We start from the raw sequence: 20,583 nt of genomic DNA on the forward strand, positions 1-20,583 counted from the left end.
CGTCGACATGGACATTATAATAAGTTTTGGTGCTTGGAATAAAATAAACCGGCCACACAGTTACTATCTCTATTCGGCATGCGGTCGGAACCCCCCAGAACCAGTAGTTTCCAACACAGCCGTTTCTGTTTATCATTCCGTGAGCAGTACGGACACTCCCGACTGCCCATTTGAGTCCCGCCCGACCCCGACCGCCACCGCAGCCTCGCGCCTCCCCAGCCTCGTCGCTGGCACCCTCCGCTTCGCTCCGGGATCCAGCGTACTCCCTCGCGCGTGCGACTCACGCCCTTCGGGCGTTCGTCGGCACGCGCCACCGCAGTCCGTTCACAAACACCCAACGCCCAGTACGTGATCTGAAGTTCCATATAAAGGGCCGTGTGAACGCACCGCATGACTCTCGCTAATACCTCCACCGTGTTGCGGTTTCTCACGCACCGAGCAAAGGATTTATATAGAATCACAATCAATCAAAGGCTGTAATGTCACAGCGTCAGCGGATGGGCAATCAGCCCATGATCGTACTTTCTGAAGAGTCGCAGCGTACCTCCGGAAAGGACGCGCAGAACATGAACATCACGGCCGGCAAGGCGGTCGCGGAGTCCGTCCGCACGACGCTCGGCCCGAAAGGGATGGACAAGATGCTCGTCGACTCCGGCGGGTCCGTCGTCGTCACGAACGACGGCGTCACCATCCTGAAGGAGATGGACATCGACCACCCGGCGGCCAACATGATCGTCGAGGTCTCCGAGACGCAGGAGGAGGAGGTCGGCGACGGCACCACCTCCGCGGTCGTGGTCGCCGGTGAGCTCCTCGACCAGGCCGAGGAGCTCCTCGACCAGGACATCCACGCGACGACCCTCGCGCAGGGGTACCGCCAGGCCGCCGAGAAGGCCAAGGAGATCCTCGACGAGGAGGCCATCGACGTCTCCGCCGACGACCGCGACACGCTCGTCGAGATCGCCGAGACGGCGATGACGGGCAAGGGCGCGGAGAACTCCAAGGACCTCCTCGCCGAGCTCGTCGTCGACGCCGTCCTCGCGGTCCAGGACGACGACGGCATCGACACGGAGAACGTCTCTGTCGAGAAGGTCGTCGGCAGCTCCATCGACGAGTCCGAGCTCGTCGAGGGCGTCATCGTCGACAAGGAGCGCGTCGACGAGAACATGCCCTTCGCGGTCGAGGACGCCGACGTCGCGCTGTTCGACGGCGCCATCGAAGTGAAGGAGACGGAGATCGACGCCGAGGTCAACGTCACGGACCCCGACCAGCTCCAGCAGTTCCTCGACCAGGAAGAGGAGCAGCTCCGCGAGATGGTCGACCACCTGACCGAGATCGGCGCCGACGTCGTCTTCGTCGGTGACGGCATCGACGACATGGCGCAGCACTACCTCGCGCAGGAGGGCATCCTCGCCGTCCGCCGCGCGAAGTCCGACGACCTCAAGCGCCTCGCCCGCGCGACCGGCGGCCGCGTCGTCTCCAACCTCGACGACATCGAGACGGACGACCTCGGCTTCGCCGGCTCCGTCGCCCAGAAGGACATCGGCGGCGACGAGCGCATCTTCGTCGAGGACGTCGAGGAGGCGAAGTCCGTCACCCTCATCCTCCGCGGCGGCACCGAGCACGTCGTCGACGAGGTCGAGCGCGCCATCGACGACTCGCTCGGCGTCGTCCGCACGACGCTGCTCGACGGGAAGGTGCTGCCCGGCGGCGGCGCCCCCGAGGCCGAGCTGGCGCTCCAGCTCCGCGACTTCGCCGACTCCGTCGGCGGCCGCGAGCAGCTCGCCGTCGAGGCGTTCGCCGACGCGCTGGAAGTCGTCCCGCGCACCCTCGCCGAGAACGCGGGCCTCGACCCCATCGACTCGCTGGTCGACCTCCGCTCCCGCCACGACGGCGGCGAGTTCGGCGCCGGTCTCGACGCCTACACGGGCGACGTGATCGACATGGAGGCCGAGGGCGTCGTGGAGCCGCTCCGCGTCAAGACCCAGGCCATCGAGTCCGCCACCGAGGCGGCCGTCATGATCCTCCGCATCGACGACGTCATCGCCGCGGGCGACCTCAAGGGCGGCGGCACCGACGACGGCGGCGACGACGGCGGCGGCCCCGGCGGCGCGCCCGGCGGCATGGGCGGCGGCATGGGCGGCATGGGCGGCATGGGCGGCGCGATGTGAAGTTCGGCGAGAACTCACACAGCCCCCCTGACCCCGACCTGACGCCGAGCCGCACCGCCTCTCGACCGACCGTCGCGCGCCCCTCCGGGCCCGACGACACGCGACGTTTATCGACGACCGGACCCGCGTAGCGACGCGCTCGTTCCTCGATCCGGATCTACACCTCTCCCTACCGAGTCCCGCGCTACCGACCCCCACATTCGGCTCGCGCGACACGAGGGTAACACCCGCGTCACCACCGGACGGCGGTGTCCGCGAGCGGTTAAGTGACTCCCGACCCTCCGTTCGCCCGACGAGGTTTTCACGTTCACCATGCCACAGCAGAAGGCCGATTACGCAGCCGACGCCGATATCGACGCGGAACTGGACGAACTCCCCGACGACGAGACGGTCGAGGAGACGGTCGCGAACTTAGAGGAGCGCGGCTTCGACGCGGTCGTCGTCGACGACGCCGACGAGGCGCTGGAGGCCGTGACGTCGCGGATCCCCGCCGGGGTCTCCGTGATGAACGGGCACTCGACGACGCTCGAAGAGATCGGGTTCGACGAGTTCCTGAGCGAGGGCGACCACGAGTGGGAGAGCCTCCCGGACCGGATCTGGAACATCGACGACGACGCGGAGCGTCAGGCCGCGCGGCGCGAGTCCCAGACCGCGGACTACTTCCTCGGCGGCATCAACGCGGTCGCGCAGACGGGCGAGCTCGTCGCCGCCGACCTCTCCGGCAGCCGGATCGGCGCGTACCCGTTCGCGGCGGGTAACGTCGTCATCGTCACCGGGATCAACAAGATCGTTCCGACGCTCGACGACGCCCTCGACCGGCTCGAGTCGGTCGCGTACCCGCTGGAGAACGAGCGCGCGCAGGAGGCGTACGGCGTCGAGTCCGCCATCGCGAAGCAGCTGATCTACCGCCGCGAGACCGAGGAGGGCCGCACGACGGTCGTCCTCGTGCGCGAGCAGCTCGGGTACTGAGCCCGCGCCGACGCTCCAGGCGCTTTTTCCTCCTTTCGACGGCCTCGCCTACTCCGTTCGCTGCGCGCGACCGGTCTCTTCGAATCCCTCCCGATCGGTTCGCTCGACGGTTCGCGCTGCTCACCGTCTCGCTGTACGGGCCGGGAGGGATTCGAACCCCCGACCGTCCGGTTAAAAGCCGGACGCTCTCCCTAACTGAGCTACCGGCCCAGACGAACTGTCGTAGGGTCAGCCGACGGATAAACGTTTAGAACCGCGGTAGGGGTCGGCGTCGCCACCCGAAACGGTTTCCCGGCCCCCGCCGTCGCCGCAACCATGGACTTCGACATGCGCGCGTTCGCCGCCGACCTCTGTCGGCACCGCTCGACCGCCGGCGAGGAGGCGGCCGCGGCCGCGTTCGTCGCGGAGCGACTCGCCGACCTCGGCTTCGAGACGTACGCCTGGGACGCCGACCCCGCCGTCCTCGCGGACCACCCCTCCTTTCCGGACGACCTCGACGCGGCGGCCGTCGAGGGGCGGCGCAGCGTCGCGGGCGTTCTCGAACTCGGCGACGCGACCGACGCGACCGACGCGGGCGACGGGGACGACTCGGTCCCCACCCTCGTGTTGAACGGCCACCTCGACGTCGTCCCCGCCGAGCCGGCCGAATGGTCGAGCGACCCGTTCGAGCCGGTCTGGGGCGACGGTGCGGCCCGGGACGCGCCGCCCGGCCGCGACGGCGAGACGCTCACCGCCCGCGGCGCCGCCGACATGAAGTCGGGGCTGGCGGCCTGCGTCGGCGCCGCGGTGGACGTCCGCGAGGGGGTCGCGGACGGCTCGGTCGACCTCCCCCCGTCCGGGCTCCGGCTCGTCGTCGAGGCCGTCGCGGGCGAGGAGGACGGCGGCTACGGCGCCGCGACCGCCGCGCTCGCGAGCCCGTTCCCCTTCGAGCGCGACGCGGCGATCGTCGCGGAGCCGACCGAGCTGCGCCCCGTCGTCGCCTGCGAGGGGTCGCTCATGGCCCGGCTGGAGATCGACGGGCGGAGCGCGCACGCGGCCACCCGGTGGCGCGGCGAGGACGTGCTCCCGGGGTTCGAGGCCGTGCGAGAGGCGTTCGCCGACTTAGAGGCCGAGCGCGCCGAGTCGGTGTCGCACCCGCTGTACGAGTCCTTCCCGGTCCCGTGGCCGGTCGTCTGCGGTCGGGTCGAGGCCGGCTCGTGGGCCTCGACGGTCCCGGCGACGCTCGACGCGGAGTTCCGGATCGGCGTCGCGCCCGGCGAGACCGTCGCCGAGGTGGAGGCGGCGTTCCGCGAGCGGCTGGACCGGGTCGCGACCGACGACCCCTGGCTGCGCGAGCACCCGCCCCGGTTCGAGCGGTTCTCGGTCCAGTTCGAGCCGGCCGAGATCGCCGTCGACGAGCCGGTCGTGGAGGCGGTCCGCGCCGGCCTCGCCGCGACCGGCCACCCGGACGTCGAGCCGCGGGGCGCGACGTACGGCGCGGACTCGCGACACTTCGTCGCCGCCGGGATCCCGGCGGTGCTGTTCGGTCCCGGCACCATCGACGAGGCGCACTACCCGGACGAGACGATCGCGTGGGAGGAGGTCGTCGCGGCGCGGGACGCCGTCGCCGCCGCCGCCGAGCGGTTCGCGACCGACTACGCCGCCTAGTCGGCGACGCGCGGTTCCCTCGGTCTCGTCGTCTACCGGTCGTCGCCGAGGTACTCGTCGAGCGCGTCCGCGACGATCGCGCCCGGATCGACGGTCTCCATGGAGGCCCGGCGGCGCAGTTCGACGTAGGTGTCCGCCGGGAGCCGGAGCTGAAGCCGGCCGAGTTCGACCCCCGCGTCGCGGACCGCGGCCGCGACGTCCGCCCCGTCGTTGACCGCCGACGCGACGGCGCGCACCTCGCGGACCGTGAGGTCCCCGTCTATCGTCGCCCACGCGAGCAGGTAGCGGTCCCGCCCGCCGAGCCGCGCGACGTGCTTCGCGGCGCTGGGCGCGATCCGCCCGTTGGCGACCTGCCGCCGGACCGCCTGCGGCAGGTCGTGGACCCGCGCCCACTTGCGGATGAACGCGACGGAGACGCCCTCGCCCCCGCGCTCGGCCGCCTCTTTGTACGACCCCACGCCGCGGACGAGCGCCGCGCAGGCGGCGGCGCCGCGCAGCATCAGGACGTTGTCGTCGTCGCTCACGTCGCCGGCCGCGAAGCGGGCCACCGTCTCCGCGGCCTCCGCGACGCTGTCGGGGTCGTTCGGGTCGAACCCCACCGCGTCCGCGGCCCGGTCGCCCGTCACCGCCGGGTCCGACCGGACCACCGGTTCGCCGACGGGGGACCGCCGGTCAGCGCGTGACTCCTCGGTCATACACGTCCCTTCGGGGCCGCAGGTATAAACGCCGGGCACCGGGGCGGAACTCGCCCGAACGCGGGACGCCCCCGGCGCGGGCCTTACTTCGCCGTCCGGGCGCTCGCGTCGCCGTCGTCCCCCTCGTCCGGTCCGCGCGCGTACAGGACGTACGAGTACGCGACGGTGGCCGCGGCGGTCGCGAGCGCCGGCCCGACGAGGAAGTACACCGCGTACTCGCCGGCGAAGAGGCCGACGACCGCTATCGCGGCGGAGAGCTTGAACAGCCGCGCGCCGAGCGCGTGGGTCCGGTCCCACACGGCGTCGTCGCTGAGCGTCCACGGCGTCCGGATCCCGACGAACCAGTTCGGCTCGACGTGCGGGAGCAGCGTCCCGAGGTAGTAGAACAGCGCGGCCGCGCCGGCCACGGCGAGCGTCGTCACGTCGACCGCGTAGCCGAGGTTGACGGCGAGCACGGCGAGGTGAACGGCGACGAGGAACGCGGTGACCACGACGACGAACCGGTCGTAGTGGACGCGGAACGCGGCGATGTTCTCCCCGAGGGGGTCGATCTGCGGGAGCAGCGCGAACAGGCCGATCAGCCCGGCCGCGAGCCCCGGCACGAACCACATCCCGAGCGTTCGCGGGAGGGTTCCGGTCGGCTCGCCGGCGCCGTTCCACTGCGTCACCATCCGCTCGGGCAAGCCCGGTGCGACCGCGAGGCTGGCGGCGGCGCCGACGGCGACGAGGAGGGCCGCGACGCCGAACCGGAGCCGCGTGGAGAGTCGGGAGTCGGAGGGCATACGCGCGGAGAGACGGGCCCCACCGACGAAAAGCTTCACCCGTGGGAGTCGCCCCCGCGGGCCCGGCACGACGCAACCCTTACGCGTCGTGACCGCCAATCCGGGCGTATGACCGACGAACGCGACGACGACGGCCACGAGTTCTCCTCGGGACAGGGCGTCGACGCCGACTACGACGCGTTCACCCTCGACCCGCCCGAGTTAGGCGAGGACCCGAGCCGCGTCGACCCCGTCGACTCCCGGGTGCTGACCGAGGAGCTGGACCGCCGGAACATCGGCAGCGAGGACGTCGACGTCGAGCAGCTGATCGACGTCGGCCTCTCGTACATGGGGATCAACCGCTTCGAGGAGGCGACGGAGACGTTCGAGCGCGCCGCCAACTTCGCCGAGGAGGGCTCGCTGGAGGCCCAGGAGGCGTGGGTGAACAAGGGCGCCGCCCACGCTCAGTTGGAGGAGTTCGACCAGGCGATCGGCGCCTACCAGGAGGCGCTGCGCATCGACGAGGAGTCCGAACACGCCGCGACCGCCGAGACCAACCTCGCGTACGCCCTCTGGGAGTCCGGCCGGGGCGAGCAGGCGCTCGAACACGCCGAGCGCGCCGTCGAGACCGACCCGCGCTTCGCCGAGGCGTGGTACAACCGGGGGTTCCTCCTGGTCGAGCGCGGCCTCGCCGAGGACGCCGTCAAGTGCTTCGACAACGCGATCCGCCTCGGCTACCGCGACGCGGGCGTCTTAGAGGAGAAGGCCCGCGCCCTCGAGGAGGCCGGCGACCACGAGCAGGCCGAGGAGGTCGCCGACCGCGCCGAGGAGCTCCGCCGCGAGGCGGAAGAGCAGATGGTCGAGGAACAGACCGGGCAGGCGCCCGGGCCGGGCGGCCAGCCCCCGCGGGGCGGTCGCGGCGGTGCCGGCGGTCGCGGCGGCGAGGAGGCCCCGGAGCGCGAGCTCCAGGGCGAGGGGCCCGAGGGCTTCTGAATGCTGCTCCGCGAGCGCGAGACCGCCGAGGGACGGCTCGTCTCCGTCTGCGACCCGGACTGTCTCGGCGAGACGTACGACAACGGGCGCGCGACGCTCACCGTGAGCGAGGCGTTCTACGGCGGCGACGACGCCGTCGAGGCGACCGCCGACGAGGTGGTCGAGGGGCTCCGGCGCGCGCAGGTCGCGAACATCGTCGGCACCGAGGCGGTCGGCGTCGCCGTCGAGGCCGGCCTCGTCGACGAGGAGACCGTCCTGGAGTTCGACGGGACGCGGCACGCGCAACTGCTCTGGCTGTAGACGCGGCCCGGTCCGACTGACTCGGACGCGCGGTCCGTCGACGTCGCGGTCGCCGTCGCCCGCCGTCTCGCCGGGATCCGAACCGGCTAAGGGCAAGCGCGACGAGGCGGATCCGATGAGACGACTCACGCGGAGCGAACTGGCGTCGCGGCTGGGGCCGCGGCAGCCGTCGGACGCGTTCTGGCGCCGCGCCGTCGACCGGGGGGAGGCGGCGCTCGGCGTCGGTCCCGACGCGGTCGCCGCGGCGGCGAGCGGGGGCGCGACCGCGGACGGCGGCGACGAGCGGCGCGAACCGCTCGCCACCGGCGACATCGTCGATGTCGGCGACCACGCGTTCGTCGTCGTCGACGCGACCCCGACCGAGGCCGACGGGCGGACCTACCGGATCGAACTGGTCGCCGACCGCGACGGGGACTGACGCGGCTCGAACTCGGTCGGTGCGGGCGCCGGATTACAGGTCCGCCACGTCCTCGATGGCGTCGGTGAGCGCTTTCACGCTCTCGACCGTGTGCTCGCCCATGTGGCCGATCCGGAACGTCTCCTCGCCGAGGTCGCCGTAGCCGTTCGAGAAGGCCATGTCGTACTCCTCGTTCACCTCCTCGATCGTCGCGGCCACGTCGATCCCCCGCGCGTTCTCGATGCAGGCGACCGTCTGCGACTCGTAGCCCGCCTCGGGGAACATCGCGAAGTGCTCGTCGGCCCAGTCGTGGACGTACTCCATCATCTCGCGGTGGCGCGCGTCGCGGGCGCGGTGCCCCTCGTCGAGCATGCGCTTCATCTGCGTGCGGTACGCCAACATGATCGGGATCGCGGGCGTCGAGTGCGTCTGTCCCTTGCGGTCGTAGTAGTCGATGGTGCGGCGGAAGCCGCCGTACCACGAGGAGTCGCCCTTCTCGACCTCGCGGTCGTAGGCGTCGTCGCTCACGACGCAGACGGCGAGCCCCGGCGGCATCGCGAACGCCTTCTGGGTGGACGCGAAGACGGCGTCGATCCCGTGTTCGTCGATGTCGACGTAGTCGCCGCCGAGCGAGGAGACGGCGTCGACGGCGAAGTAGGTGTCCGGGTACTGCTTGAGGACGTCGCCGATCTCCTCGACCGGGTTCCGGACGCCCGTGGAGGACTCGTTCATCACGCCCGCGACCATGTCGTAGTGGACGTCCGCGGACTCGATCGCGTCGCGCACGTCCTCGGGCTTGACCGCCTCGCCCCACTCGTACTCCAGGCGGTGGACGGTCTTCCCGAGGCGCTCGGCGACGTTGGCGTAGCGCTCGCTGAACGCGCCGCAGGTCGGCACGAGGACGTGCTCGTCGACGAGGTTGAGCGTCGTCGCCTCCCAGAACTCCGTGCCGGAGCCGGTGAGGATCACGACCTCGTTGTCGGTGCCGAGGAACTCCTTCGTGTCCTCGACGATGGTGGTGTAGAGGTCGGTCATCCGGTCCATCCGGTGGCCGAACATCGGCTCGGCCATCGCCTCGATGACGTCGTCGCGGACCTCGGTCGGGCCGGGGATGAACAGCGTCTTCTCGTCGTAGTCGTCGCGGTATTCGCGTTTCTTCGTCACGGGATCCACCTGTTAGATCGTACCGGGGCGCGTGAGGGTATGGTCCTTGTGTTCCGTTCAAAAGGCGCGACGCGCGGTCGCCGTCGCCTCACGGAAACGGTGCCGTCGCCCGGATCAGCCGGGTTTATACGACCGGGCGGTTGAATTGTGGTATGATACACGCACCGAGAGTCGCAACCGCCGGAGGTGGCCCGCCGTGAGCGGCGACGAGGAGCTCGCGAAGGACCTCGGTCCGCTCGCGGCGCTCACCATCGGGATCGGGACGATGATCGGCGCCGGGATCTTCGTGCTGCCCGGCACCGCGGTCGCCCGCGCCGGCCCGCTCGCGGCGTTCACCTTCGTCCTCGGCGGCGTGATCGCCTTGTTCACCGCGCTGTCCGCCTCCGAGCTGGGGACCGCGATGCCGAAGTCGGGCGGGGCGTACTTCTACGTCAACCGCGCGCTCGGCCCCATGTTCGGCTCCGTCGCGGGGTGGGCGAACTGGCTCGGGCTCGCGTTCGCGTCGGCGTTCTACATGTACGGCTTCGGCGAGTACGTCAACGCCTTGGTCGGCCTCGGGCCGATCGGGCTCGGATTCGTGACGCTGGAGGCGGCGCAGGTGATCGGCCTCGCGGGCGCGCTGCTCTTCATCGCCGTCAACTACTTCGGCGCGAAGGAGACCGGCGGGCTCCAGATCGTCATCGTGATGTCGCTTCTGGGCATCCTCGCCGTCTTCACCGTTGTCGGCCTGCTGAACGCCGAGATGTCGTCGCTTCGCCCCCTCGCGCCGCCGGGGACGACGAGCGAGGTGCTCCCGGTCACGGGGATCATCTTCGTCTCGTATCTGGGCTTCGTCCAGATCACCTCGGTCGCCGAGGAGATCAAAAATCCCGGGCGGAACCTCCCGCTCGCGGTCCTCGGCTCGGTGATCATCGTTACGGTCGTCTACGCGCTGTTCCTCCTCGTGCTGCTCGCCGCGGTGCCGAACGAGCTGGTCGCGAACAACGAGACCGCGGTCGTCGACGCCGCCAGGCTGCTGTTCGGCGAGTACTCGCTGTTCGGCTTCTCGCTGGGCGCCGTCGGCGCCGCCATGCTGCTGATCGGCGGGCTGCTCGCGACCGCCTCCTCCGCGAACGCCTCGATCCTCTCGTCGTCCCGGATCAACTTCGCGATGGGCCGCGAGAAGATCGTCACCCCGAAGCTCAATCAGATCCACGAGCGGTTCGGCACCCCGTACAAGTCGATCGCGCTCACCGGCGCGCTCATCGTCCTCTTCCTTGTCGCCGGGAGCGTCGAGTCGCTGTCGACGATGGGGTCGGTGCTCCACCTCGTGGTGTACGGCCTGCTCAACCTCGCGCTCATCGTGATGCGCGAGTCGGAGGTCGAGGGGTACGACCCCGACTTCGAGGTCCCCTTCTACCCCGTCGTCCCGATAATCGGCGCGGTGTCGTCGTTCGCGCTGATCTACTACATCGACCCGACGATCATCCTGCTGTCCGCCGGCCTCGTCGTCTTCGCGCTGCTCTGGTACCTGCTGTACGCCCGCGGGAAGGTGGAGTCGCGCGGCGTGCTCGGGACGTGGATCCTCGACCGCTCCGAGGACCTGCCCGAGCCGGCCGTCTCGGCGGCGACCTCCGTCCAGCCGAGCGGCGGCGACTACCGCGTGATGGTGCCGCTCGCGAACCCCGCGACCGAGGAGCACCTGATCACGCTCGCGTCCGCCATCGCGAAGCAGCGCGACGGCACCGTCGTCGCGGTCAACATCGCGAACGTCCCCGACCAGACCTCCCTGGAGGCGGCCCGCGACCGCGGCGCCCACGAGGCGGCCCACGGCCTCCTCGACCAGGCCCGCGAGGACGCCGAGACGTTCGGCGTCGACGTGGAGACGCACGTCGTCCTGTCGCACCGCGTGTTCGAGGAGGTGTTCGACGCCGCGCGCACCTACGGCGCCGACATGACCGTGATGGGCTGGGGGAAGGACTCCCACGGGGCGCCGGGGCGCGCCGAGTCCGCCGTCGACGAGCTGGCGTACTCGCTCCCCTCGGACTTCCTCGTGTTCCGCGACCGTGGCTTCGACGCCTCGCGCATCCTCGTGCCGACCGCTGGCGGTCCGGCCTCCGACCTCTCCGGGGCGGTCGCGAAGATGCTCCAGACGGAGTTCGACGGCGAGGTCACCCTGCTCCACGTCGCCGAGGATGGCGAGGAGGAGGGCCGCGCGTTCCTGTCCGAGTGGGCCGACGAGCACGACCTCTCGGACGCGGCGCTCCGGATCGAGACCGGCGACGTGGAGGACAGCATTGAGCGCGCCGCCCGCGACGCGACGATGCTCATCATCGGCGCGACGCAGAAGGGGCTGCTCTCGCGGCTGGTCCGCGGCTCGCTCGTGTTAGACGTGCTCAACGAGGTGGAGTGCTCCGTGCTGCTCGCGGAGAAGCGCAGCGACCGCGGCATCCTCGACCGGCTGTTTGGGAGCGGCGCGCGGTCGAACGAGGTCACCGACGGAGCGGAGACGCCCGCCGATACCGGCGTCGAGCCGGCGCCGTCCACGCCCGAGATAGACGAGGGCGGGTCCGGCGAGGAGTCGAAGGCGGACTGACGCGGCGGTCGCTTTTTACTAGCGGAGGGCGAGTGCCCCGCGTCAGCCCCAGTGCCAGAAGTGGTTGTCGTCGTCCTCGACCGGGTCGGTGCGTTCCCGGAGGGCGGCCACGTCCTCGGCGGTCGGCTCGTGGTCGTCCGGCAGCCGTTCCATGCAGTCGAAACAGAGGAAGAACTCCGAGCCGTCGGTGAGTTCGAGCGTCAGTCCCTGCGTCGACTCGAACGCGAAGTTCCACAGGTCGCCGATCCCGCCGGCGATCCGGACGGACCGCTCGCAGACGTCGCACGCCTCGGAGGCCATACTCGGAGGTAACGGGGCGCGCGGGGTAAGGCGTGTCGCCTCGATACGTGTACTACGTGGCTGGTTTCGATGGAACTGTTCGGTAGACGGCCGTTAGCGAGTCGACAGACGACACCGCCAAAGCCCCAGCCGGCGAGGCGGGCGCACGCTCGCTGCGCGCCTCACTCGGTCGCTATCGCTCCCTCGTTGCGGTGCTTGCGTCGCCTGCGCCCGCCTCGCCGGCTGCCCCTTTGAGTCCCACCTCGACAGCACAGCAACGCACCTCACACCTCCCCAGCCTCGTCAGTCGCCGTCGCTGCGCTCCGGCGACCGACTCCCTCGCGCGTGCTCACTCGCGGCCTCCGCTTCGCTCCGGCCGCTCGCAGGCACGCGCCACCGCACGTATTTATAACTAGTCGGTGCCGTTCACCGCGATTCGACCCCGATCACGTGCGCGTCTTCGGGGTCGAACCCGACCGCGACCGCGCCGTCGATCGGGTCCACGACGCGGACGACGAGCTCGCGGTCGCCCCAGTCGAGCGTGACGCGCGTCGTCTCGCCGAGGAACTCCGCGCTGGCGACGGTCGCGCGCAGCGCGTTCTCGCCCGCGGGGGCCGCGGCGTCTCTGGGACCTCCGTCCGCGCCGGCGACGCGGAGGTTCTCCGGACGGACGCAGAAGGCGATCCGGTCGCCGACCGACGGGGCCGCTCCGGGGTCGTCGTCGGTCCGCACGCGCAGGGTCTCGTCGCCGCCGTCGACCTCGACCGCGAGTTCGCCCGCCGCGGACGCGTCGGTCACCGTCCCGGCGAACACGTTGTTGTCCCCGACGAACTCGGCGACGAACCGCGTCGCGGGCTGACGGTAGACCGTGCGGGGCGCGGCCACCTGCTCGGGGGCGCCGTCGTTCATCACCGCCACGCGGTCGGAGATCGCCAGCGCCTCCTCCTGGTCGTGGGTGACGTATATCGTGGTGATGTCCAGCTCGGACTGAATCCGCTTCACCTGCGCGCGGAGCCGCTCGCGGAGCCGCGCGTCGAGCGCGCTCATCGGCTCGTCGAGCAGGAGCACGTCGGGCCCGGGCGCGAGCGCCCGCGCCATCGCGACCCGCTGCTGTTGCCCGCCCGAGAGGCTCTCGGGGTCGCGGTCGGCGGCGTCGGGCAGGTCGACCAGGTCGAGGAGCTCGGCGACGCGCTCGTCGCGCGTGACGCCCTCGGGCGGGTCGGCGAAGTTGAGCCCGTACGCGACGTTCTCGCCGACGGTCATGTGCGGGAACAGCGCGTAGCTCTGGAAGACGACGCCCACGTCGCGGTCCTCCGGGGGCACGCCCGCGACCGACGCGCCAGCGAAGCGGACCGTCCCGCTCGTCGGCTCCTCGAACCCCGCGATCAGGCGGAGCGTGGTGGTCTTCCCGCAGCCGGAGGGCCCGACGAGCGTGAAGAACTCCCCCTCGCGCACCCGGAGCGTCACGTCGTCGACGGCGGTCGTCTCGCCGTAGCGCTTCGTCACGCCGTCGAGTTCGACCGCGACCTCGCCGTCGCTCTCGAACGCCGCGTCGCGCTCAGAGCCCACGGTGATCACCCCCGAGCCGCTCGATGACGACGAAGCTGAGCGCCGTAACGACCAGCAGGACGACGCCCATGGCGGTCGCCGGTCCGAGCCGCCGCCCGATGAACCGTTCGATCGCGACGGGCATCGTGTACGCGTCGGCGCCGGTCGAGAGCACGACCGTCGAGGTGAACTCGCCGATCGAGACCGCGAACGCGAACGCCGCGCCCGCGACGACCGCGGGCCAGACCAGGGGGATCTCGACGTCGCGGATCACCCGCGCCCGCGAGGCGCCGAGCGCCCGCGCGGACTCGACGAGCGAGCGGTCCAGCCCGGCGAGCCCGGGCGAGACGGTGCGCACGACGAACGGGTACCCCGAGACCGCGTGCGCGACCACGATGGCGACCGCGCCGCCGGCGGCGATCCGCCACCCGGCGACCTCGACGCCGAAGACGAGCCCCCGCAGGAGCCCGAGGCCGACGATGATCCCCGACACCGCCAGCGGCGCCATCGCGGCCGCGTCGACCAGCGTCCGCCCGCGGTAGCGTCGCGTCGTCAGCACCGCGACGACGACGCCCATCGGGAGCGCGAGCAGGGTCGCCGCCGTCGCGAACGCGAGCGAGTTGTAGATCGCGGGCAGCGGCCGCACCTGGAACGCCGCCCCCGTCCGCTGGCGCTCGACCAGGAACCGGTAGTGCTCCAGCGTGAGCGCGCCGTCGCCGCCCGTTAGCGACGCGAGGACCATCGACGCGATGGGCGCGACGAAGACGACCCCGGCGACGACGGCGTAGGCGGCCAGCCCCGCCCGCGGCAGCAGTTCCCGGAGCGTGGGCGCGGGCGGTGACAGCGAGCGCCGGGGCAGCGGGCGCGCCCCTCGCGCGCTCGTCGCGTTCCGGGCCTCGTACCGGAGGTACGCCAGCAGGACGGCGAGCGACACCGCGAGCTCGACGATCGCGAGCGCCGCGGCCTCGGCGTAGCTCAGGTCGCGGACCAGCCGGTAGACGAGCACCTCGACGGTCACGAGCTCGAACCCGCCGAGCGCCAAGACGATGGGGAAGGTGCCGAAGGTGAACACGAACGTCAGCGCCGCGCCCGTGAGGACCGCGGGGTACACCTGCGGCGCGACCACGTCGTAGAACGCCCGGACCGGTCCCGCCCCGAGGCTGCGGGCGGTCTCGACCGCGCTGGCGTCGACCGACTCCCACGCCGCGGTCGTCACGCGCGCCACGAGCGGAGCGTTGTAGAAGGCGTGCGCGATCACCACCGCTTCGAGGGTGAACATGAGTTCGACCCGCGGGAGCCCGAGCGCGGTCAGGGCGGCGTTCAGCGTCCCGTTCTCGCCGAACGTGGCGACGAACCCCACCGCGACCATGATCGACGGCAGGACGAACGGGACGATGGTGAGCGAGCGCAGCGTCCGCCGGCCGGGGAACTCGTAGCGCGCGAGCAGGTACGCGGCCGGGAGCCCGAGGGCGACGCTCGCGAGCGTCGAGAGGACCGCCTGGTACGCGGTGAAACCGACGACCCCGAGGCGGCGGTCGGGCGAGAGCAGCGACCGGGCGACGGCGGCCGGCGGCTCGCCGGACAGCAGCCGCGCCAGCTCGCCGAAGTAGAACGGGTCGGTGAGCACGTCCGCGAAGACGCGGAGGGTGACGGCGCCGTCGACGACGACCGCCTCGATCAGGACCGTCGCGGCCGGGTAGTAGAACGCGACGACGAGCGCGGCGCTGGTGAGGACCGCGAGCGCGGTCAGCGCGTTCGCCTCGACGCCCTCGCGCAAGCGAGCCAGCCGCCCCGCGCGGCCGCCGTCAGGTCCCGTCACGCGCTCGGCCCCACGTCGGCCACGCGCTTAGTTCCCGGCGAACTGCCGCTCCCAGGCCTCGACCCACGCGTCGACCGAGCCTTGGAGCTCGTCGTAGGTGAACGTCACCGGGTCGCTCGGCTCCTTGGCCAGCTCGGCGTAGTCGCTCGGCAGCTCGGCGCCTTCCGTCGCGGGGAACGCGACGTTGCGCTGGGCGATCTCGCCCTGGACCTCGGGCTCCAGCATGAACGACATGAACCGCCGCGCGAGGGCGGGCTCGTCGGCGTCGGCGAACAGGGCCATCCCCTCGGGGTTCGCGTACGCCTGGTCGTTCAGGAAGCGGATCTGGTGTTCCTCGAGGTCCGCGCCCTCCATGTCGGCGAACACCTGGTCGGTGGAGTAGGAGACGACGATCGGCGCCTCGCCCTCGCTCCAGGCCGAGTACGCGTCGTCCCAGCTCCCCAGCACGCGCACGTCGTTGGCCTGGAGGTCCGCCCAGTAGTCGAGGTAGTCGTAGTCGGGGTCGCCGTCGCCGCCCTCGATCGCCTCCCCGTCCCCGTCGCTCGCGACGCCGCCGTCGCCGAAGCGGCTGATCGTGTGGAGGAGGAACGCGCGCCCGGTCGAGGAGCCGCCGGGGTTCTGCGCGATGAGCGCGCCCGCGTGCTCGTCGTCGAGCAGCCCCTCGAACGTCTCGGGCGCCTCCGTCGTCGTGCCGTCGTACACGAGGCTGACGTACCCGGTGTCGAACGGGACCGCCCGGTCGAACGGGTCGAACCGGAGGCCCTCCTTGACCGCGTCGCGCCCCTCGACGTCGCCGGCCTCGGCGAAGAGGTCCTCGTCCAGTTCGCCGTCGACGCGCACGAGGTCCTCGGTGGTGAGGCCGACGTAGAGGTCGGCGTCGATCCCCGCGCCCGACGCGGCGCGCTCGATGTAGTAGTTCACCTCGTTGTCCGGGGTCGCCCACTCCAACTCGGCGTCGTACCGGCTCTCGAACTCCTCTTTGAGCCACTCGCCCGGGCTCACCGAGGGCGCGTCGATGAAGTTCGTGTACGTGGCGACCGTCAGCGTCGGCGTCTCTCCGTCGCCGCCGTCGGTGCCGTCCTCGTCCGCCCCGTTCCCGCTGCCGTCGCCGCCGTCGGACCCGTCGCCGTCGTCGACCCGCTCGGCGCTGCAGCCGGCGAGCGCGACGGCCCCGGCCGCCCCGGCCGCGGTCAGGAAGCGTCGTCGGGTGCGTGGCCGGGCCGATCGCCGCCGCGTCTCGCTCTCGTCGGTGGTCATCACTCGGTTGTTGTACTCGGTGGTTACATAAGCGATCCGTGTCGACGGCGACACGAATTTCCCCGTCGCGCCCGTCGAATTCGCATGGGAGAGGCACCGAGAAACGGCTCCGCAGAGAATTCGGCGCAGTTCGGGCCGACCACCCGACGGCGGCTGCTCGCCGGCGGCGCGGCGGTCGGCGTCGCCGGCCTCGCCGGCTGTCTCGGCGGCCGCGACGGCCCGGTTCCGGCCCCCGAGGTGACGAGCGACCGCATCGAGGACTGGCGGCGGACGGACGCGTCCGAGGGCACCGCGTCCGAGCAGTCGTACGGCCCCGTCACCGTCCGGGCGCTCGAACGCACGCGGATCTTCGAGTACGCGCCCGTCGCGGACGCGCTCGCGGAGATTGTCGACGCTGACGGGTCGCCCGTCGTCTTCTTCGCGACGCGGGTCGACCTCCGGCCCGCGATCGACCGGCTTCCGGGCGAGGTCGGCCGCGACCGGGTGATGAGCGAGGTCGAGACGGCGGCCGTCGACGCCTTCCGAACGCGGCTCCGGAACGCCGGCATCGAGGACGTTCAGGTCGCCGACGAGGGGATCACCACCGTTCGGTCCGGTCACACCGCGACGGCGTGGCGGCTGACGGGCGCGCACGCGATCGACGGCGCGATTCCCCTCCCGAACGGCACGACGGCGGAGATAGACCGGCGGCTCGAAATCGGGGCCCGGCTCGGCGTCTGGCACGACGGGACGGACGTCATCGTCTCCGGCGGCGCGTACCCGACGGAGCGGCTGACGGCCGTTCTCGACGAGTCGCTTCCCGACGCGGTCGACGCCGAGACGGTCGTGCGACGGGTCGCCGACGCGGAGACCGCCGAGGCGCTCGCGACCGACCCCGCGGAGTTCGACGTCGAGGTCTCGCAGCTGCTCATCTCGGTGGCGTGAGCGGGGAAGGGATCCGGAATTTCCGAGTTCCGTCGAAATATATTGCTTAGAGAAGTGCGGCGGCGCGTGCCTCCGAGCGGCCGCCGCCGGCGGCCGCGAGGAGCACGCGCGAGGGAGCGGTGAGCGCTCGGAGAGCGCGAACCGCGAGGCCGGGGAGGCGTGTGGCTGCGGTGCTGTGCGGGGCTTTGGCGGTGTCCGCCCTCGATCTACCGTGCCTATTGATACACGGGCGACTGAGCCTTCCGAGACGTCCACCGCGTACTCCTCCGTTTCGTCTCGAACCGACCCGTTTAATCGGCGTCCCCGACTCTCACCCCGCATGAGCGACTTCCCGGAGTTCGAGGTGATCCCCGCCGTCGACGTCCAGGACGGCGAGGTCGTCCAGCTGGTCGGCGGCGAGCGCGGGACGGGCAAGCGCTACGGCGACCCGGTCGCGGCCGCCGAGCGCTGGATCGAGGCGGGCGCCGAGACGCTCCACCTCGTCGACCTCGACGGCGCCTTCGAGGGCGAGCGCGTCAACGCGGCGGCGATCGAGGCGGTCGTCGGGAGCGTCCCGGACGGGGTCGGCCTCCAACTGGGCGGCGGCATCCGGACCGCCGATGGCGCGCGCGACCTCCTCGATCTGGGACTCGACCGCGTCATCCTCGGCACCGCGGCCGTCGAGACGCCCGAGATCGTCGACGAAATCGACGCGACTCACCCCGGGAGCGTCGTCGTCAGCCTCGACGCGAAGGACGGCGAGGTCGTCGTCTCGGGCTGGACGGAGGAGACCGGACTGGAACCGGCCGCGGCCGCCGCGCAGTACGAGGACCTCGGCGCGGGCGCCATCCTGTTCACGAACGTCGACGTGGAGGGTCAACTGGAGGGGATCGACCGCGATGCCGTCGCGAGCGTGGTCGACGCTGTGGACATTCCCGTGATCGCGTCCGGGGGCGTGGCGAGCGTCGAGGACGTTGTTGATTTAAAAGAGGCCGGCGCGGCCGCGGTCGTCGTCGGCACCGCGCTGTACGAGGGCGAGTTCACGCTGCGAGAGGCGCAGGACGCGGCGGACGAGATTTAAATAGTGGACTCCGGATGTATCGCTGATTGCTTATAAACAATTGACTGCGGGTCGCCGGCGAATATCTTCAAAGCCCCAGCCGGGAGGCGGACGCACGCTCGCTGCGCGCTTCAGTCGCTCGCGGTGCTCGCTCCTTCCAGTGCTTGCGTCGCCTGCGCCCGCCTCCCGGCTGCCCCTTTGAGTCCCACCCAACCGCACCGCAACCGCACCTCACACCTCCCCAGCCTCGTCGGCCGCCGTCGCTTCGCTCGGCGCCCGACTCCAGCGAGGGACCGAAGGTCCCTCTGGCAGCCGGCGCGTAGCGCCGGCGACCTCGCGCGTGCTCCTCGCGGCCTGGCGGCCGCTCGCAGGCACGCGCCACCGCGAGGCGCGATTTCACCCGCAACCGACTTACGAATCCCCCGCGACGGGCCGGTATGAGCGAGCACGACCGGACCGCGGCCGTCACCCGCGAGACCTCGGAGACGACGATCGAACTCACCCTCGCTGTCGACGGCGACGGCGACAGCGAGGTCTCGACGGGGATCGGCTTCTACGACCACATGCTGGCGTCGTTCGCCAAGCACGGCCTCTTCGACCTCACGGTCCGCTGTGACGGCGACTTAGAGATCGACGACCACCACACCGTCGAGGACGTGGCGATCTGCCTCGGCGAGGCGTTCGACGAGGCGCTCGGCGACAAGCGCGGCATCCGTCGCTACGCCGACCGCCGCGTCCCGCTCGACGAGGCGGTCGCGAGCGTCGTCGTCGACGTGGCCGGGCGCCCGTACTACGAATTCGACGGCGAGTTCTCCCAGGAGTCGGTCGGGGAGTTCACGAGCGTCATGGCCGACCACTTCGCGCTGTCGCTGGCACACAACGCCGGGCTGACGCTCCACGCGACCGTCGAGAAGGGCGACAACGCCCACCACGAGGTCGAGGCGCTGTTCAAGGCGATGGCGCGGGCGCTCGACGACGCGACCCGCCTCGACGAGCGCCGCAGCGACACGCCCAGCACGAAGGGCGAGCTGTAGCCGGAACCGTCGACTCCGCCCCGCCGCCGATCGCTTATCACCGCGCGAACCGTTACCACGGACGTATGGAACTCGATTGCGAGGGGTGTGCCGGCTGCTGCGTCGACTGGCGCCCGCTCGACCCGGCCGCGGCGGGCTCCGACCGCACCGGCCCGCGCCCCCCGCTCGACGACGTGTACGCCCTCGCGCCGCTCACCCGCGACGAGGTCGCGCGGTTCGTCGGCGACGGCCTCGGCGACGCCCTCGCCCCCCGACTCTTCGAGCCGGCCGAGCGGGACGAGGCCGTGACCGTCGACGGGACCGACCTCGCCGCGGTCGACGGGCGCCCGGTCTTCGTCGTCGGCCTCCGGAAGCCCCCGAAGCCGGTCGCGCCGATCGGCACGGACGAGCCGCGCTGGCTCGGCGCCTGCGCCTTCCTCGACCCGACGACGCTCCAGTGCCGGATCCACGACACAGACCGCTACCCGCGCACCTGTTCGACGTACCCGGGTCACAACCTGGAACTCGGCGCCGAGACGGAGTGCGAGCGCGTCGCGGCCGCCGGCGGCGGCGAGCGCCTCCTCGACGACGAGCCGCCCGCTGACCTCCCGGCGCCCGCGTTCGGCCCGCAGGCGCTCGGCGCGACCGTGTTCGCGTACCCCGACCCCGCGGATCTCGACGGCGTCGTCGCCCGACTCCGCGACGGGGAGGCGACCGCCGACGACCGCGCGCGCTTCGTCGGCGCCGCCGTCGGCTCTCGCCCGGGATCGCTGTCGGTGACCCGCGACCGCATGAGCGACGCGCGCGAGGCCGCCCGCGACGCCGACTCGTGGGTCGGCGCGGCGATCCGCTCGTGGACCGAGCGCGCCGGCGGCGACGGCGAGCGCGTCGGCCTCGGCCGCGACGCCCGCGACCGGCTCGTCCGCGAGGTCGAGGACGACGCGGGCGCGCCCGGAACCCCGGGATGGGACGCCGAGCGGTAGGCGGAGCCCGGCCCCTCGTTTGCGCGTGCGCACACGCGCGTGAGGCTTACCA

18 protein-coding genes and 1 tRNA gene are annotated in these 20,583 nt (G+C 71.6%); 11 read left to right on the forward strand and 8 right to left on the reverse strand.

Annotated features, from left to right (window positions below):
• Positions 1-512: 512 nt before the first annotated feature.
• Both thsA and AMR74_RS01565 read left to right on the forward strand, forming a co-directional pair.
• Complete coding sequence (thsA, locus tag AMR74_RS01560; RefSeq protein WP_053770314.1) at positions 513-2,168, forward strand: thermosome subunit alpha; 1,656 nt, start codon at positions 513-515, stop codon at positions 2,166-2,168.
• Positions 2,169-2,480: 312 nt separating this feature from the next.
• On the forward strand, positions 2,481-3,137 hold the full coding sequence (locus tag AMR74_RS01565) for a lactate utilization protein (RefSeq protein WP_053770315.1): 657 nt from the start codon (positions 2,481-2,483) through the stop codon (positions 3,135-3,137).
• 136 nt (positions 3,138-3,273) lie between these two features.
• On the opposite strand, the gene AMR74_RS01570 is transcribed toward AMR74_RS01565, so the two are convergent.
• Positions 3,274-3,347, reverse strand: a tRNA-Lys gene (locus AMR74_RS01570).
• A 105-nt stretch (positions 3,348-3,452) separates the two neighbouring features.
• On the opposite strand from AMR74_RS01570, the gene AMR74_RS01575 reads away from it, so the two are divergent.
• Positions 3,453-4,784 (forward strand): M20/M25/M40 family metallo-hydrolase, encoded by a 1,332-nt coding sequence (locus AMR74_RS01575; RefSeq protein ID WP_053770316.1) that lies wholly within the window; start codon positions 3,453-3,455, stop codon positions 4,782-4,784.
• Between the two features lie 32 nt (positions 4,785-4,816).
• On the opposite strand, the gene AMR74_RS01580 is transcribed toward AMR74_RS01575, so the two are convergent.
• Positions 4,817-5,479 (reverse strand): DUF7119 family protein, encoded by a 663-nt coding sequence (locus AMR74_RS01580; RefSeq protein ID WP_053770317.1) that lies wholly within the window; start codon positions 5,477-5,479, stop codon positions 4,817-4,819.
• 83 nt (positions 5,480-5,562) lie between these two features.
• Positions 5,563-6,261, reverse strand: a complete 699-nt coding sequence (locus tag AMR74_RS01585) for an SdpI family protein (protein ID WP_053770318.1) — start codon at positions 6,259-6,261, stop codon at positions 5,563-5,565.
• A 108-nt stretch (positions 6,262-6,369) separates the two neighbouring features.
• On the opposite strand from AMR74_RS01585, the gene AMR74_RS01590 reads away from it, so the two are divergent.
• The 3 genes from AMR74_RS01590 (at position 6,370) to AMR74_RS01600 (ending at position 7,951) form a co-directional block, all read left to right on the forward strand.
• Positions 6,370-7,233: a tetratricopeptide repeat protein gene (locus AMR74_RS01590; RefSeq protein ID WP_053770319.1), complete on the forward strand. Its 864-nt coding sequence runs from the start codon at positions 6,370-6,372 to the stop codon at positions 7,231-7,233.
• On the forward strand, positions 7,234-7,533 hold the full coding sequence (locus AMR74_RS01595; protein WP_053770320.1) for a DUF424 domain-containing protein: 300 nt from the start codon (positions 7,234-7,236) through the stop codon (positions 7,531-7,533).
• Between the two features lie 115 nt (positions 7,534-7,648).
• On the forward strand, positions 7,649-7,951 hold the full coding sequence (locus tag AMR74_RS01600; RefSeq protein WP_053770321.1) for a hypothetical protein: 303 nt from the start codon (positions 7,649-7,651) through the stop codon (positions 7,949-7,951).
• Between the two features lie 33 nt (positions 7,952-7,984).
• Here the strand turns inward: AMR74_RS01600 and AMR74_RS01605 are convergent, their stop codons facing one another.
• A complete protein-coding gene (locus AMR74_RS01605; RefSeq protein WP_053770970.1) occupies positions 7,985-9,094 on the reverse strand; it encodes a pyridoxal-phosphate-dependent aminotransferase family protein in 1,110 nt (369 codons plus the stop codon).
• 196 nt (positions 9,095-9,290) lie between these two features.
• Between AMR74_RS01605 and AMR74_RS01610 the strand changes: the two genes are divergently transcribed.
• Complete coding sequence (locus tag AMR74_RS01610; RefSeq protein WP_053770322.1) at positions 9,291-11,669, forward strand: amino acid permease; 2,379 nt, start codon at positions 9,291-9,293, stop codon at positions 11,667-11,669.
• Between the two features lie 42 nt (positions 11,670-11,711).
• Here AMR74_RS01610 and AMR74_RS01615 read toward each other — a convergent pair whose 3' ends face one another.
• The 4 genes from AMR74_RS01615 to AMR74_RS01630 form a co-directional block, all read right to left on the reverse strand.
• Positions 11,712-11,969 carry a DUF7561 family protein gene (locus tag AMR74_RS01615; RefSeq protein WP_049932058.1) on the reverse strand — a complete coding sequence of 86 codons (258 nt, stop codon included), beginning with the start codon at positions 11,967-11,969 and terminating at the stop codon, positions 11,712-11,714.
• Between the two features lie 405 nt (positions 11,970-12,374).
• Positions 12,375-13,517, reverse strand: a complete 1,143-nt coding sequence (locus AMR74_RS01620) for an ABC transporter ATP-binding protein (RefSeq protein ID WP_053770323.1) — start codon at positions 13,515-13,517, stop codon at positions 12,375-12,377.
• Positions 13,507-15,315 carry an ABC transporter permease gene (locus AMR74_RS01625; protein ID WP_053770324.1) on the reverse strand — a complete coding sequence of 603 codons (1,809 nt, stop codon included), beginning with the start codon at positions 15,313-15,315 and terminating at the stop codon, positions 13,507-13,509. The genes AMR74_RS01620 and AMR74_RS01625 overlap by 11 nt, the downstream gene beginning before the upstream one ends.
• Before the next feature lie 27 nt (positions 15,316-15,342).
• Positions 15,343-16,572 carry a thiamine ABC transporter substrate-binding protein gene (locus AMR74_RS01630; RefSeq protein ID WP_053770325.1) on the reverse strand — a complete coding sequence of 410 codons (1,230 nt, stop codon included), beginning with the start codon at positions 16,570-16,572 and terminating at the stop codon, positions 15,343-15,345.
• Positions 16,573-16,656: 84 nt separating this feature from the next.
• Between AMR74_RS01630 and AMR74_RS01635 the strand changes: the two genes are divergently transcribed.
• The 4 genes from AMR74_RS01635 (at position 16,657) to AMR74_RS01650 (ending at position 20,531) form a co-directional block, all read left to right on the forward strand.
• Positions 16,657-17,496, forward strand: coding sequence for a hypothetical protein (locus AMR74_RS01635; RefSeq protein WP_053770326.1), 840 nt, complete (start codon positions 16,657-16,659; stop codon positions 17,494-17,496).
• Between the two features lie 319 nt (positions 17,497-17,815).
• A complete protein-coding gene (gene hisA, locus AMR74_RS01640) occupies positions 17,816-18,556 on the forward strand; it encodes a 1-(5-phosphoribosyl)-5-[(5-phosphoribosylamino)methylideneamino]imidazole-4-carboxamide isomerase (protein WP_053770327.1) in 741 nt (246 codons plus the stop codon).
• A 416-nt stretch (positions 18,557-18,972) separates the two neighbouring features.
• Positions 18,973-19,569 (forward strand): imidazoleglycerol-phosphate dehydratase HisB, encoded by a 597-nt coding sequence (gene hisB / locus AMR74_RS01645; protein ID WP_053770328.1) that lies wholly within the window; start codon positions 18,973-18,975, stop codon positions 19,567-19,569.
• A gap of 65 nt (positions 19,570-19,634) precedes the next feature.
• Positions 19,635-20,531, forward strand: coding sequence for a YkgJ family cysteine cluster protein (locus AMR74_RS01650; RefSeq protein WP_053770329.1), 897 nt, complete (start codon positions 19,635-19,637; stop codon positions 20,529-20,531).
• Positions 20,532-20,583 lie beyond the last annotated feature (52 nt).

The sequence above is a fragment of the Halorubrum tropicale genome (assembly GCF_001280455.1).
In the GTDB taxonomy this organism is placed as follows: domain Archaea; phylum Halobacteriota; class Halobacteria; order Halobacteriales; family Haloferacaceae; genus Halorubrum; species Halorubrum tropicale.